This is a genomic window from Flavobacterium yafengii (assembly GCF_030010375.1).
Lineage (GTDB): Bacteria > Bacteroidota > Bacteroidia > Flavobacteriales > Flavobacteriaceae > Flavobacterium > Flavobacterium yafengii.
On record NZ_JASCRY010000001.1, the window covers coordinates 1,680,087 to 1,694,151 of the forward strand.

The following is a 14,065-nucleotide window of genomic DNA, read 5'->3' on the forward strand; positions in this document are numbered from 1 at the left end:
TAGCTCGGCTTTTAAAGACAAATCTAATAGAATTTATAATAAGCCTTGCAATGTGCTTTTTCTAATTAATTGGGCGGTATTTCTGGAGTTGGATTTCTTTAAAATATTTTTGCGATGCTGTTTTACGGTATTGACACTGATAAAAAGTGTTTCGGCAATTTCATTGTTGTCAAAACCTTCTGCAATTAGCTTAATGATATCAATTTCTCTTTTTGAAAATTCTGAAAAGCATTGGGTATCTTCAAAAACATCAATATTCATGTAGGAGGGTTCGCCTTTTAGCCCTATCATGGAATATTGGTAGGTATTGTTTTTGGTCAAATGATCGATTCTGGTATGGATATTCAGTGATTTTCCAAATCCGCCTTTTGGATCTAAAGTAAGAATTATGGCTTGATGATTGAGCATGCAATACTCCCCATTTTTCATTCGACTTCTAAAACTGTAATTCATTTTATAGTTAGTCAATTTTTCAGCACCTATGTTGGTATAAAAAAAATTAAGTATTGAAGCTTCGGCTTTTACTATGAAGTCAACATCGTTAGGATGTATTGTTCCAAGAATATCATTAAAAGATACGGTTTCCGGGTCAAATCCATGAATATCAGTTATAGCTGGACTAACGTTAGATAAAGACATATCATAAAAATCAATGATATAATAATAAAACGGACCAGAGCTTATTATCGAGCTGGCAATTTCGTCAAACTTTATTTGTGGTAATAAAGTGTTCTCGTTGGCTCTTTTTTGAGTACTAATCCAAACCGAATGAAGTTTTTGTAGTTCTTGGGTCATGTCTTAGGTTTTTGACATAAAATTTCGCTAAAAATACAATTATTTTACGGTTTAAAGAAAAATAAATGTGGTTTTGAAAAAGAAGAACTGATACTGAAATTTTTATTTAGCAACAAAACTGCGCTAACGATTGTGGCATATCAGCTCGGTAGGATAGGAATTCCTATCCAATGCATAATAAGCATTATTGCAACTGTTATTCCGAAACTACATAAACAAAGAAGTCGCCAATAAGTAGATCTTCCATACCCATATTTCCAAACTTTCTCGCCAGTTTCTTTTCTGTTTTCTTTCAAAGTAAATTTCGATAGTATGTACGTTGAAGCAGCAAAAATAAATATTGCAATTATCCAAAATTTCATCATAAACGATTCTTTTATTAAAGTTATAAATTCACAATTTTTTTCTTAAAATTAGTGCTAACAACGGTTTAGGAGCAGTTTTTTTGATTTAACTGTTCAAGTTTTGCAATAAATTTCACAATTTTTTCCACTTTCTGATTTTCAGTAGCAGATGAATTTATGTTTTGAATTATTTCATTTTGTTCCTCAATTTTGAGTTTTTTGAATATATTTAAAACTTCAGCATCCTTAAAACATTCAAAAATCATTTCATTTTCATTCTTTTTTTCAGTGTTTTCATTTACAAGATAAAGCGTGACGTTTACGAATTCTCCACCGCTTTTCCCTATAAAGTTTCTAATTTCCGAGTTCAAAGACATTTTTTTGTCTGAATTTTTTAAAGGTGCTAAGTTTTTACTATTTATTTCGTAATCGTCAATTTTTCCTGACACTTTTAAATCGCCCCATTTTCCTTTTATATTTTTAGTATTTGGTATAATAAGGTGATAAGTCCAAGCACCGTTTCCTGGAATATATTGAATTTCCAATTTTTCATTTTCTACTATAAAATTCATAGTTCAAATTCAAAGATTTTTAAATTTCATTCTTTTGCTGTGAAGAGGAAACATTACAGCTACGTTCTGGCGCTTGGCGAGGTTGCGAACTTCGGAACAGATTATTTTCTGTTAAAGATAAAATTTCTTGCGAAATTTAAACGTGAATTTACTACAAAATTCGCAATCTTGCCAAACGCCTGTTAGCGGTTCGTGCTTTATTTTAACAAACACTAAACTAAATTTTCTAAACCGAATTCAGCAAGTTGATCTACTATTGGCAAAGTTTTCAAGCCTAATTTAGTTAATCTATATTCTACTTTCGGTGGGATTTGAGGATAAACTTCTTTACTAACTAATTTGTTTTCAACAAGCATGTTAAGTTCTTGTATCAGCATTTTTTCACTTATGCCTGTGACAGCTCTTTTCAGTTCGCCATATCGCATCACATTTTCATTGATTTGAAATAGTATCATTAGTGTCCATTTACCACTTAAGAGTGCTAAAGATGCCCTAACAGGACATCTTTCATCGAAAGCAGGATGTATTTTTAAGTTTTTTTCCATTGATAATCAATAATTCTAACCATTTAGTTAGTACATTACTATTTGGTATGTACTTGTGCAAAAGTAAGTAAGTTATTACCTTTGTACAAATAACTTCTAAAATAAATTAAAAATTATGAGCAAAGCATTAATAATAATAGATATTCAAAATGATTATTTTGAAAATGGAGCAATGGAATTAGTAGGTTCTTTGCGAGCAAGTGAAAATGCCAAACTTGTTTTGTCAAAATTCAGAGATGAAAACCTACCAATCGTTCACGTACAGCATCTTTCTGTTGCACCAGGTTCTGTGTTTTTTTTACCAGAAACCAAAGGGCAAGAAATCCAAGAAAATGTAAAACCATTAAATGGAGAAAAAGTAATTACAAAATATTACCCAAACAGTTTTAGAGATACTGATCTTTTAGATTATCTAAAATCACAAAGTATTACAGAACTTGTAGTTGTAGGTATGATGACACATATGTGTGTTGATGCTACAGTGAGAGCAGCTAAAGACTTTGATTTTGAATGTACTGTAATTGGAGATGCCTGTGCTTCAAGAGATTTAGAAATTAACGGTAAAACAGTAAAAGCAGAAGATGCCCACAACGCATTTTTAAGTGCTTTATCTTTCTTTTATGCTGATGTGAAAAGCACAAATGAATTTCTTACTAATTAATAATTTAAAAGCAAATAATATGACAGCAAAAGAAGTAGTAACTGCTTATTCAATCGCACTTTCACAAGGAGATATTCCTACAGCATTTTCACATTTTAGTCCTGATGCAAAATGGCATCAACCAGGAAATCATCAGTTTGCAGGAACAAAAAATGGGCTTGAAGCTATTGGTAAAATGCTTGGAGATATGATGGGAGCAACTCAAGGTTCATTAGTTATTAAACCAGCTGGAGCAATGATGGTTAATGGAAATTTAGTTTCATTTCCTGTGCATTTTAGTGGTAAAATTGGAGAAAAAACTGTAGATATGAACGGCAACGATTTGTTTGAAGTTGTGGATGAAAAAATTGTCCAGGTTTGGTTATTTTCAGAAGACCAAGATGCTGAAGATTTGTTTTGGGATTAATTTGGTTTCGTCAATAAAAGACAATTAGTTTAGATAATAAAAGCGATACATTGGGATTACAATAGTTTATAATTGTAATTTCAAGGTGTCGCTTATATGTTTTAGCACTATTTACGTAGCATGACCGTTAACGTCAGTCTGTGAAAAAACCTCTGTTGTATTATTCTCAAATATAACAAAAAACTGGTGTAAAAAGAAGATTTTTCGTATTTTTAAGCATGCAACATATCACAGGAATATCCCGTCAACAACTGCGTATTTCTAGTTTAGAAGACGCTATAGCTCCCGATAACCAGGTGCGATTTATAGATGCCTTTGTCGGATATATAGACCTCTATAAACTCGATTTTGCTGTAAAAACGATCAAGACTGAAGGTCGCCCGAGTTTTAACAGTAAAGTGTTTCTAAAGATCTATTTATACGGGTATCTCAACGGAGTTAGAAGTGCTCGAGATCTAGAAAAGGAATGTATTAGAAACATGGAAATGCAATGGCTTTTAGAAGCTATTGTTCCTAATTACCACAGCATATCCGATTTTAGAAAAAACAATCCTGTTGCCTTGAAAAAGCTATTCAAACTCTTTGTTTTGTTCCTTAAAGATGCGGATTTGATAGGATGCGAAACTATTGCTATCGACGGTACCAAAAGCCGATCGCACAATAGTAAAAAAGCCAATTTCAATCAAAAGAAAATCGACAAACACCTTGAATATATTGAAGACAAAACCCAAGAATACTTAACAGCTTTGGAAGAAAATGATGTTAAAGAAAGTCCAGCTAAAATCCAAAATATCCAACAAAAGATAGACCGACTAAAAGGGAATAAATTACGCTATGAATCGCTGGAAGAAAAGCTAAAACAAAGCGGCGAGCCTCAAATAAGTACTACCGATAGCGATGCCAGAGCCTTATTAGTGCAAGGACAAGTAGTTGAAATCTCATTCAATCTCCAAGCCGCAGTCGATGCCAAACACAATCTTGTGGTAGCCACGCACACTATCAACAAGAATGACCGCAGTGCCTTGTCAGCCATTGCCATAGAAGCCAAAGAGAATCTAGGTATAGAAACCTATACCGCACTGGTGGACAAAGGATATCATAATGGCAAACAAATAGAAATCTGCAAACAAGCCAACATCACTACCATTGTAGCACAACCAGAACAAGGAAAAAGTAACGAAAACGGTACGACCAAGGATTATTTAGTAGCCCAATTTCAGTACAATCAAGACACCGATACCTATACCTGCCCACAAAGCGAAACATTAAAAACTACGGGCAGTTGGCATAAGAAAACTACAGATAGAGACAGCTATAATTTTAAAAAATACCGAACCCTAAAATGCAAAGCATGTCCCGTAAAACATTTATGCACTAGTAGAGCAGGTGGGAGAGAAATCGACCGAAGCCAATATGCCGATGCCGTAGAAGAAAACAACAAGCGGTATCGTGAAAACCCACAGCTCTACCGCAAGAGGCAAGAAATCAACGAGCACATTTTTGGGACTATTAAACGCCAATGGGGCTACAATCACACCAATTTAACGGGACTAGAAAAAGTAAATGGGGAACACAGCCTGATTATGCTGGTGTATAACATCAAACGCAGTATCAATATTTTGGGCGTTCCCGATTTGATTGCCAAACTCAAAAAATGGAACTCACCTTACAAGGCAAAAGTCTTGTTTTTGCTAAAAACGAAGTATATAAAGCTGCAATTAGACTTCATTTTTTATCAAAGTAAATTTGCAGCCTAAAAAAAGCGACTTCTTAAAAGGCCTTATTTGAATTGTAGAGTCGTAAAATTTGAAGATTATATTAGAAAAAAGAGGTTTTTTCACAGCCTGACGTCCCCGCGCTTGTAGATGTTGTGGGCGATTCAACACCAAGCAATTGCTGATTATTATTAATTTTTATTTTCGCCCGATTATTTCTAAATGCACCCGAAGCCACAATAGCTACAAGCGTGTGTTGGTGGTTCGGCTTTATTTTTTCCACCGTAATTTAACTTTATTTTTATTACTTTTGATTAAAATTATACTCTATGTCAAAAGCTTCAAGATTCAAAAAAGATAGATTATTTCAATATATAAATAAGTTCACTTATAGTGGTAACGACTATTTAGAGTCTCTGTATTATCTAATTAAAAATGTAGAACGTGATGAGAAAAGTAAAATAACTAAAATTGAAGTTACATTTATTATTGATATTCAACGTTATCTAAATCTTGGAGAATACAATACAATTGAAAAAACTTTTGAAAATGATATACCACAAGACTTTATTAATAATGCCAATGCTTACGAAGAATTAAAGTAATCTATTCTGCTATTAAACCTCCAAACATTGACTTTGGAAAATGTTTAGTTGTGACTATTAAATAGTCAATTTTTCTTTCGGGGCTGTATATTATTCTTGTTACATCATAGCCTCTTTCTTTTAACTCTTTTTCTAATTCTTTATTTGTCATATTTCATTTATAGATTTTTCTTTTCTTTCCTTTTGTCTGTCTTCTTCAGTTTGTCTTTTCAAGCTGTCTTTTTTAATATTATTATCAATTATATTTTTCCTTTTATTATATTCATTTTTAGAAAAATATGTAATTGATTGCTCTAAAACATAATATTTATAAACTGTTTTTATCCTTGAGTTACTCGCAATAATGTGTCCTGTTATTCCTGATTCTGGGTAATTTATAGTCCCAAAGCCTTCCCCATTGATATTTTGTTGTGCTGACATTGCCTCTTTATTTTTTTCTAGAGACCAAGTTACAGACGGATTAGCTATATCTTTAAGTGTCTGCTGAAAAACTATAAATACACTATCTTTATCAACAGTAAATTCATCTTTATAAAATTTTTTAGTGTAATAAGTTGAATTATATTCTTCATCATTAATATCAAAATATATTCTGCTTTTTAAAGGAGGTGTTTTATCTAATAAAACAGCAGGTACTTGAGATAACTTACCTCCATCGCCAATTTTTTTATAGGTTAATACTGGTTGGTAGTCTGCATTATTATCTAAGTAGCATTGATATAATAAATTAGTATCGACTAAATCAGGTAAGTTATACTTTTTCTGATAAAGAGAATAAATTTTATCAATGTCTGATTTTAAAGTTATACTTTCCAATTTATTATTTGTATTAAAATTAAATTTCATAGTTATACTATAATTATCTAATTCATATGTGTATGTTCCCCTATCAAAGGCAATACTTCCATCCGCAATCAATATATCGTCAACTTTAGATGATTCGTCTACTGACATTCCTGACCAGTATTTTAAAAATATCTTTGGTTCGTGTTTTAACTTATACTCAAAGGTTTTGGTTAGGTCTGACTTTTCAGATTCATCTAAGATTGTATTTTTTCTTTCCTTACAAGATTGTAATGTGATAAATATGGATAATATAATTAGACTTTTAAATAGTGTATTTTCTACGGTCTTATTCATAATGATTAATTTTAAGCTGCAATTTATGAAATGTTTTTCTTATATTTGGTGTCCAATTTAAAACTGCGATAATATGTTAATTCAACAATTTGAAAACAATTCATTATTAATTTTAGATAAATATTTACCTGATTACGTAATTCCTTTTTCATTTATTCTCGATAATGATATTAAATTTGAAAATGCACTTTTTATGTTCTATTCAATTGTTAGTAACACTAATTATTTTGACGCAAGATTTTATCATACAGCCTCTTTTGAAAAAACATTAAGCAGCAAGGATATTTTAAATAAAGACTTTTGTGGATTTTCACCAAATGAGATAATTATTTTTAATACAACAGAAAAAACGGCAAAAAGTATAATAGAAAAAATTAAATCTACGCCTTTATACAAAGAAAACTATTCAGATTGCCTTTAAATTTGGGGGGGAGTTTCGAAACCAAACCTACTTAAATCACAATTTTTTTTCATTTCTCTTTCACATATAAGTAAGAACATCTCTATTTCGCTATAACTTAACCCAGAAAGATTTCTTCTTGCTTCTGTTAAAGCGTGTTTTATTTTTTTACTACTTTGTTCTGTTAAGTCATTACATCTTCTTTCTAATTCTTCATAAGATACTACAATCATTTTTCTGTTTAGTTGTTTCTAAAAATCAGTGGGGTACTTTTACCCTTTCGGTTCTTTAAGCTGACCACCAACTTGTATATAGGCGCTACAAAATAGCGCATATACATCTCATTTTGGGTGGATAGGCGCTACTGCGTAGCGTATTACTTTCAAATATACACTTTAATTATTATCTTACAAATTATCAAAATGGCTTTTAAATTAATTCCATAAAAAAAGCGCTCCTTTTCAGGAACGCTTTCATATAGTAAATCAAAAAATTATTTTTTATCCATCCATTTTCTGGCATTGACAAAAGCTTCATGCCAAGGCGAAACTTCATCGTCTCTGTCTTTTGGATAATGTGCCCAGTTCCATTGGAACGTAGAACGCTCAATGTGTGGCATCATTACCAAGTGACGTCCTGTTTTGTCGCAAAGCATTGCAACGTCAAAATGAGAACCGTTTGGATTAGCAGGATAGCCTTCATAGGCATATTTAGAAACAATATTATAGTTTTCTTCACCCATTGGTAAGTTGAATTTTCCTTCACCATGCGAAACCCAAACTCCAAGTGTACTTCCTGCTAATGAAGAAAGCATCACTGAATTGTTTTCTTGCACGGTTACCGATGTAAAAATACTTTCGTGTTTGTTACTTTCGTTGTGCAACATTTTTCCGTGAACTTCATGCTCTGGATTAATCACTTCCAATTCCATAAACAATTGACAACCATTACAGATTCCAACAGATAACGTGTCGTCTCTTTTGAAGAAATTGTCTAAAGCGGTTTTTGCTTTTTCATTGTATAAAAATGCTCCAGCCCAACCTTTGGCAGAACCTAAAACATCTGAATTGGAGAATCCACCAACAGCTCCAATAAACTGAATGTCTTCCAGCGTTTCACGACCTGAAATCAAATCGGTCATGTGAACGTCTTTTACATCAAAACCGGCTAAGTACATTGCATTTGCCATTTCACGCTCGGAGTTACTTCCTTTTTCACGGATAATAGCTGCTTTTGGTTTTGGCTTAGAATTGTCGATAACTGGTTTTTTTCCTGTAAAATGTGTTGGAAAAGTATAATGTAACGCTTGGTTTTTATAATTGTCAAAACGTGCTTGAGCCGTTCCGTTCTTCGATTGTTTTTGGTCTAATAAAAATGAAGTTTTGTACCAAACGTCTCTGTATTTAGCAATGTCTAATGTACAAGGACCAAAATCTAAAGTTGCTTCATTTGTAGCGCTTCCTAATTTGTAGAAAGAAACGGTATTGGCGTTTAATTTAGATTCCACTTCAGCATCTGATTTTGCTTGGAAAACAATTCCGATATTTTCAGCAAAAAGGTATTTGATGATGTCTTTTTCTTCGAAAACGGAGAAATCTATTTTAGCTCCCAAATTCACATCGGCAAAACACATTTCCAATAGAGTAGTAATCAAACCACCACTTCCAATATCGTGTCCTGCAAGGATATTATTATCTAAAATCAATTCTTGAATGGTATTGAAGGCTCTTTTGAAAAAAGCAGCATCTTTAATCGTTGGTACTTCATTTCCAATAGTATTCAACGTTTGTGCAAACGAAGAACCTCCTAATTTGAAATCATCTTGTGACAAATTGATGTAATAAATAGAACCGCCGTCTCTTTGTAAAACGGGTTCTACTACTTTTCTAATGTCAGTACAATTTCCACCTGCTGAAATAATTACCGTTCCCGGTGCAATTACTTCTTCATTTGGATATTTTTGTTTCATGGAAAGTGAATCTTTTCCGGTTGGAATATTGATTCCCAATTCGATTGCAAAATCCGAACAACCTTGTACAGCGGCGTACAAACGGGCGTCTTCCCCTTCGTTTTTACACGCCCACATCCAGTTAGCAGACAATGAAAGTCCATCTAAACCATCTTTTATTGGAGCCCAAACAATGTTAGACAATGCCTCTGCAATAGCCGTTCTACTTCCCGCAACAGGATCAATTAATGCTGCAACAGGAGAGTGACCAATCGAAGTGGCAATTCCTTCTATTCCTTGGTAATCCAAGGCCATTACACCACAATTATTCAATGGTAATTGCAATGGACCCGCACATTGTTGTTTGGCAACTTTACCACCCACACAACGGTCTACTTTGTTGGTCAACCAGTCTTTACAAGCTACTGCTTCCAATTGAAGAACTTGCTCTAAGTAGGTTGAAATGTTTTTCTTGTCGTATGTTAAATCAGTATAATTTCTTTCGATTGTTTTGTCTGTCATGACCACTTTTGGAGAACTTCCAAAAAAGTCTTCCAAGGCAAAATCCATTGGTTTAGCACCAGTTGATTTTGATTCGAAAGTAAAACGGTGATCTCCGGTTACGTCTCCCACTTGGTACATTGGAGAACGCTCACGGTCGGCAATTTTCTGCAATAAATCGATGTTTTCCTTACCAATAACCAATCCCATTCTTTCCTGAGATTCGTTACCAATGATTTCTTTAGCCGAAAGGGTAGGATCTCCCACAGGCAATTTATCTAAATCAATTAATCCACCAGTATCTTCCACTAGTTCCGAAAGACAGTTTAAATGTCCACCAGCTCCGTGATCGTGAATCGAAACAATTGGATTAATATCGCTTTCTACCAAACCACGAATGGCATTGGCAGCACGTTTTTGCATTTCTGGGTTTGAACGTTGAATGGCGTTCAATTCAATTCCTGAATTGAAAGCGCCTGTATCTGCTGAAGAAACTGCAGCGCCACCCATTCCAATTCTATAATTTTCCCCACCAAGGATAACAATTTTATCGCCTGTTTGTGGTTTTTTCTTAATTGCTTGATCTAATTTTCCGTACCCAATTCCACCCGCTTGCATAATCACTTTGTCGAAACCTAGTTTGCGAGCGTCTTCTTCGTGTTCGAAAGTCAGGATAGAACCTGTAATTAACGGTTGTCCAAATTTATTTCCAAAATCAGAAGCTCCGTTGGACGCTTTGATCAAAATATCCATTGGCGTTTGATACAACCATTTTCTTTCGGTCATACCGTTTTCCCACGGTCTGTTTTCGGCTAAACGAGAATAAGAAGTCATGTAAACTGCCGTTCCAGCCATTGGCAACGAACCTTGTCCACCTGCTAAACGATCTCTAATTTCTCCTCCAGAACCAGTTGCAGCTCCGTTGAAAGGTTCTACTGTTGTTGGGAAATTATGTGTTTCTGCTTTTAATGAAATAACCGAATCAAATTCTTTTACTTCATAAAAATCAGGTTTATCAGCACTTTTTGGTGCAAATTGTTGTACACGAGGCCCTTTTACAAAAGCAACGTTGTCTTTATAAGCTGAAACAATATCGTTCGGGTTTTCCTGAGATGTTTTCTTGATTAATTTGAATAAAGAAGATTCTTTTTCTTCTCCATCAATGATAAATTTTCCGTTGAAAATCTTGTGACGACAGTGTTCTGAATTGGCTTGTGAGAAACCAAAAATCTCAGAATCCGTTAGTTTTCGTCCTAATTTAATCGCTAGATTATCTAAATATTCCACTTCATCCGGACTTAAAGACAATCCTTCTTGTTTGTTGTAAGCAGCAATATCATCGATGTCCAAAATAGCTTCCGGAAGTACATTGATAGTAAAAATATCTTGATTTAACTCGGCGTATTTTTGCGAAAGCATCGGGTCAAAATCAGAAAAATCAGCTGTTGCTTTCTGAAATTCTTCGATTCTAATGATTCCGGAAATCCCCATGTTTTGGGTGATTTCCACAGCATTAGTGCTCCAAGGCGTTATCATTGTGGCGCGAGGACCAACAAAAAAATCCGTCAGTACGGATTTTTCTATTTTATTTGAATCGGCAAAAAGCCAGTTAAGTTTTGAAATGTCTTGAGCCGAAATTTCGTTTTGCGTGTGTACGGCAAAAACAGTTTTGCTTTGGTTTTCAAAGAAATGGATCATTGTTATGTAGTTTGTTGTATTGCGGTGCAAATTTAGTCAATTAAGATTAAATTTTGGGTAAAAAAAAAGCGGCAATTTGCCGCTTTTTTAATTAGTTGATTATTAATTTCTTGATGACCGAATTTGAGTCGATAGTCACTCGAATCAAATACGTTCCTTTTACACTATTTGGCAACATAATTTCTGATTTGGTGCTGTTTTCTTCGCTGTAAATTTTCTGACCAATAATAGAATAAATTTCGATAGCATACATTTTATTCGAATTGTTGATAGAAAAATTTCCATTAGATGGATTTGGATAGATAGCAATATCATTTATATCAAGAGCAACACTTGTTTTAGGTGTTTTTTCAATCATACGACTTCCTAAATTGTTACACGTATCTGAAGTGTAAGAATCCCATTGAGTTGTTTTATTGAAAGTAGTTGTTGGAGAAGTAACAGTAGCTTTTCTTCTGATTGTTTCATCAGCTGCAAAGTTTGCTGTTCCGCCGTTAAAAGTTCCAATGATGTCAATTAAGACGCCATTTTTGAATAAACCGATAGGGTCATTTCCATTAAAAGCCATTTCAGTTGCTGATGTTGAAAGATTAGCCGAACTTGTAGGATAACAACTGGAGGCCATTGCACTATTTACAATAGTGAATTTGCTTCCGTTATTCAACGTTCCTGTTAAGGCTAGTCCTGTGCTCCAAGAGCCTGCACCGTTTGTTTGTTTTTTGATGCTATAAATCGATAAGTTGATTGCTGCGCCAGTTGCATTTGAAATTTCCAATGCTTTGTTGTTTGAGGAGCCTTCAATATATTCTGAAAACAATAAATCAGTTGCAGTAGAACCACCGCTAGTTGTTGTAACATTGACTACATTGCTTGAAGCAGAAACATTTCCGGCTGCATCCTTAGCTTTTACAGAAAAAGTATAGGCTGTTGCAGCAGTTAATCCAGTAACATTATACGTTGTAGTTGAAACGGTACCTAATGGTGTAGTTCCTCTATATACGTCGTATCCGGTTACTCCAACATTATCAGTTGGTGCAGTCCAAGATAAAGTGGTTGTAGTTTGAGTTGTTCCTGATGCTGTCAAAGCGGTAGGAGCTGATGGAGCAGTTGTGTCTGTAGTTCCTGCAACTATATTTACAGTATAATCTTCTACTTGACCATACGGAATCGCTTCGCAAGAAGTTGGAATGGCATTGTATTTCATGGAAACTCTCATTCGGGTAGTTCCTAATGCAGCCGAAGCTGGTATCGTGATTGTTCCTGATACTGGAGTTGTTGTAGAAGTGGCTTTCGACCAAGCCAATTCTCCTGCATCTGTAAATAATCCGTTTTTGTTATAATCAATCCAAACCGCATATCCTTCGCTATAAACAGAACCTGTCCATGACGGTGTAATGGTAATGGTATTTGCAGTTCCAGAAGTTGCATTAGTAGTTAATGCCGTGAAATTTTCATAACCTGCAGTTCCTGTAGAGGTGTTATTTATAGAACCAAAAACGACTTTTCCTATTTTTTCATCGGCAGTACTGTTTCCTTGAGAAGCACAATACGTAATTGATGTTCCGGCGGCGGTTGTAGCATTAACTAGGGTACTTGAAGCCGAAGAATTTCCAGCTGCATCTTTGGCGACAACATAAAACGAATAGGCTGTTGAAGCTGTTAATCCAGTGATAGTAGTTGTTGTTCCGGTTACTGTAGTTTTTAAAGCGCTGTTCATGTATACATTGTAACCAGTCACTCCAATATTATCAGTCGAAGCAGTCCAGCTTAATGAAACTGAATTTGATGTTGTTCCGCTAGCTACTAAATTCGTTGGAGTAGTAGGTGCTTGTGCATCAGCAGTTGGGTTCCAAATTGCTTGTACATATTCCGGATGATCAATGTATGGATTCCTATTGTTTTGAGAATTATAAATAGCATTGTTACGAGCAATTTCTCTGGCGCTAACTGGATCTTGATTGTGCCAAGCAATCAATATGTTTAGAAACGCAGTTGTAAAAACTTGATTGCTGGTACCATTAAACATAGCATAAGAATAACCAGCAACTGTATTCTCGTAACGGGTGGCAAAATAAAAATACATGCGTGCAATATCGCCTTTAAATTCGTTGATAGGTTCGAAAATAGGTCCGGAATAACCAGAAGTTGTACTTGTTCCAAGTTTACTTCCGTTTAAGGAGGTCCAAGTTGGAGAAGTCACTGGTCCGTGTGGATAATTAGAACGTTGTCCGTTTACCTTTCCGTCGGTTGGCGTGATGAAATGTGCATCTGATACCATTGGTGATTGTTCGCTGAATACAGATTGCGGAATAATGTGTTCTCTATTGTAACAATCGCCTTCTACACTATAGGTTCCGCATCTTTGTGTTGTTCCGGCGGAGTAATTATAAGGATCTGTTCCCGTAGGATTTTCAGAATACATGTCTAAAATTGTGGCGTCATTTTCAAAGTAATAATCCCTGTCCGATGTTTGATATATGGTATATAAACCTGCGTATCCGTTATCCGTATGTCCTTTGATGATGTTGTATAATTGTGTTTTCAATGTGTAACCAGTTCCCGTGGCGGTGTTGTAATAGCCACTTGGTATTTGGGCTATGGCAGCTGTGACAAACAGTAATAATAAGGCAGAGTAGATTTTTTTCATAATTTAAATTTGTTTTGGTTATTGGGGTTAGTTTCAGTTTTTAAAAACTTGATTTTCAAATCTTAAAATACTGAAGACGCGCAAATTT

The 14,065-nt window shown here is 34.5% G+C and carries 13 protein-coding genes; 5 read left to right on the forward strand and 8 right to left on the reverse strand.

The window, feature by feature from the left end; translation table 11 throughout:
* Window positions 1-33: 33 nt before the first annotated feature.
* From QLS97_RS07350 to QLS97_RS07360, 3 genes are all read right to left on the reverse strand, one after another.
* Window positions 34-795, reverse strand: a complete 762-nt coding sequence (locus QLS97_RS07350; protein WP_282715442.1) for a LuxR C-terminal-related transcriptional regulator — start codon at window positions 793-795, stop codon at window positions 34-36.
* A gap of 430 nt (window positions 796-1,225) precedes the next feature.
* Entirely contained in the window at window positions 1,226-1,711 is a 486-nt protein-coding gene (locus tag QLS97_RS07355; protein WP_282715445.1) for a DUF1905 domain-containing protein, read from the reverse strand.
* A 212-nt stretch (window positions 1,712-1,923) separates the two neighbouring features.
* Window positions 1,924-2,256, reverse strand: coding sequence for a winged helix-turn-helix transcriptional regulator (locus tag QLS97_RS07360; protein ID WP_282715447.1), 333 nt, complete (start codon window positions 2,254-2,256; stop codon window positions 1,924-1,926).
* A 115-nt stretch (window positions 2,257-2,371) separates the two neighbouring features.
* Here QLS97_RS07360 and QLS97_RS07365 point away from each other — a divergent pair, with 115 nt between their 5' ends.
* The 4 genes from QLS97_RS07365 (at window position 2,372) to QLS97_RS07380 (ending at window position 5,643) form a co-directional block, all read left to right on the forward strand.
* Entirely contained in the window at window positions 2,372-2,917 is a 546-nt protein-coding gene (locus QLS97_RS07365; protein WP_282715449.1) for a cysteine hydrolase family protein, read from the forward strand.
* Between the two features lie 19 nt (window positions 2,918-2,936).
* Window positions 2,937-3,323 carry a nuclear transport factor 2 family protein gene (locus QLS97_RS07370; protein WP_282715451.1) on the forward strand — a complete coding sequence of 129 codons (387 nt, stop codon included), beginning with the start codon at window positions 2,937-2,939 and terminating at the stop codon, window positions 3,321-3,323.
* Window positions 3,324-3,541: 218 nt separating this feature from the next.
* Entirely contained in the window at window positions 3,542-5,080 is a 1,539-nt protein-coding gene (locus QLS97_RS07375) for an IS1182 family transposase (RefSeq protein WP_282715119.1), read from the forward strand.
* A 287-nt stretch (window positions 5,081-5,367) separates the two neighbouring features.
* Window positions 5,368-5,643 carry a hypothetical protein gene (locus tag QLS97_RS07380; RefSeq protein WP_282715453.1) on the forward strand — a complete coding sequence of 92 codons (276 nt, stop codon included), beginning with the start codon at window positions 5,368-5,370 and terminating at the stop codon, window positions 5,641-5,643.
* A gap of 1 nt (window position 5,644) precedes the next feature.
* On the opposite strand, the gene QLS97_RS07385 is transcribed toward QLS97_RS07380, so the two are convergent.
* A complete protein-coding gene (locus QLS97_RS07385) occupies window positions 5,645-5,794 on the reverse strand; it encodes a hypothetical protein (protein WP_282715455.1) in 150 nt (49 codons plus the stop codon).
* A complete protein-coding gene (locus tag QLS97_RS07390; protein WP_282715456.1) occupies window positions 5,791-6,783 on the reverse strand; it encodes a hypothetical protein in 993 nt (330 codons plus the stop codon). Before QLS97_RS07390 ends, QLS97_RS07385 begins: the two co-directional genes overlap by 4 nt.
* 73 nt (window positions 6,784-6,856) lie before the next feature.
* On the opposite strand from QLS97_RS07390, the gene QLS97_RS07395 reads away from it, so the two are divergent.
* Window positions 6,857-7,204 (forward strand): hypothetical protein, encoded by a 348-nt coding sequence (locus QLS97_RS07395; RefSeq protein ID WP_282715457.1) that lies wholly within the window; start codon window positions 6,857-6,859, stop codon window positions 7,202-7,204.
* Here QLS97_RS07395 and QLS97_RS07400 read toward each other — a convergent pair.
* From QLS97_RS07400 to QLS97_RS07410, 3 genes are all read right to left on the reverse strand, one after another.
* Entirely contained in the window at window positions 7,201-7,416 is a 216-nt protein-coding gene (locus tag QLS97_RS07400) for a hypothetical protein (RefSeq protein WP_282715458.1), read from the reverse strand. The genes QLS97_RS07395 and QLS97_RS07400 overlap by 4 nt on opposite strands.
* A gap of 260 nt (window positions 7,417-7,676) precedes the next feature.
* The gene (purL, locus tag QLS97_RS07405; RefSeq protein WP_282715461.1) at window positions 7,677-11,330 is read right to left on the reverse strand and encodes a phosphoribosylformylglycinamidine synthase; all 3,654 of its coding nucleotides are present in this window, start codon (window positions 11,328-11,330) and stop codon (window positions 7,677-7,679) included.
* Window positions 11,331-11,421: 91 nt separating this feature from the next.
* Window positions 11,422-13,977 (reverse strand): endonuclease, encoded by a 2,556-nt coding sequence (locus QLS97_RS07410; RefSeq protein WP_282715462.1) that lies wholly within the window; start codon window positions 13,975-13,977, stop codon window positions 11,422-11,424.
* Window positions 13,978-14,065 lie beyond the last annotated feature (88 nt).

What these genes read in the sequence shown, in the direction of transcription:
- QLS97_RS07350 (WP_282715442.1), bottom strand. Translation starts at nt 795, where the DNA reads ATGACCCAAGAACTACAAAAACTTCATTCGGTTTGGATTAGTACTCAA.
- QLS97_RS07355 (WP_282715445.1), bottom strand. Translation starts at nt 1,711, where the DNA reads ATGAATTTTATAGTAGAAAATGAAAAATTGGAAATTCAATATATTCCA.
- QLS97_RS07360 (WP_282715447.1), bottom strand. Translation starts at nt 2,256, where the DNA reads ATGGAAAAAAACTTAAAAATACATCCTGCTTTCGATGAAAGATGTCCT.
- QLS97_RS07365 (WP_282715449.1), top strand. Translation starts at nt 2,372, where the DNA reads ATGAGCAAAGCATTAATAATAATAGATATTCAAAATGATTATTTTGAA.
- QLS97_RS07370 (WP_282715451.1), top strand. Translation starts at nt 2,937, where the DNA reads ATGACAGCAAAAGAAGTAGTAACTGCTTATTCAATCGCACTTTCACAA.
- QLS97_RS07375 (WP_282715119.1), top strand. Translation starts at nt 3,542, where the DNA reads ATGCAACATATCACAGGAATATCCCGTCAACAACTGCGTATTTCTAGT.
- QLS97_RS07380 (WP_282715453.1), top strand. Translation starts at nt 5,368, where the DNA reads ATGTCAAAAGCTTCAAGATTCAAAAAAGATAGATTATTTCAATATATA.
- QLS97_RS07385 (WP_282715455.1), bottom strand. Translation starts at nt 5,794, where the DNA reads ATGACAAATAAAGAATTAGAAAAAGAGTTAAAAGAAAGAGGCTATGAT.
- QLS97_RS07390 (WP_282715456.1), bottom strand. Translation starts at nt 6,783, where the DNA reads ATGAATAAGACCGTAGAAAATACACTATTTAAAAGTCTAATTATATTA.
- QLS97_RS07395 (WP_282715457.1), top strand. Translation starts at nt 6,857, where the DNA reads ATGTTAATTCAACAATTTGAAAACAATTCATTATTAATTTTAGATAAA.
- QLS97_RS07400 (WP_282715458.1), bottom strand. Translation starts at nt 7,416, where the DNA reads ATGATTGTAGTATCTTATGAAGAATTAGAAAGAAGATGTAATGACTTA.
- purL (WP_282715461.1), bottom strand. Translation starts at nt 11,330, where the DNA reads ATGATCCATTTCTTTGAAAACCAAAGCAAAACTGTTTTTGCCGTACAC.
- QLS97_RS07410 (WP_282715462.1), bottom strand. Translation starts at nt 13,977, where the DNA reads ATGAAAAAAATCTACTCTGCCTTATTATTACTGTTTGTCACAGCTGCC.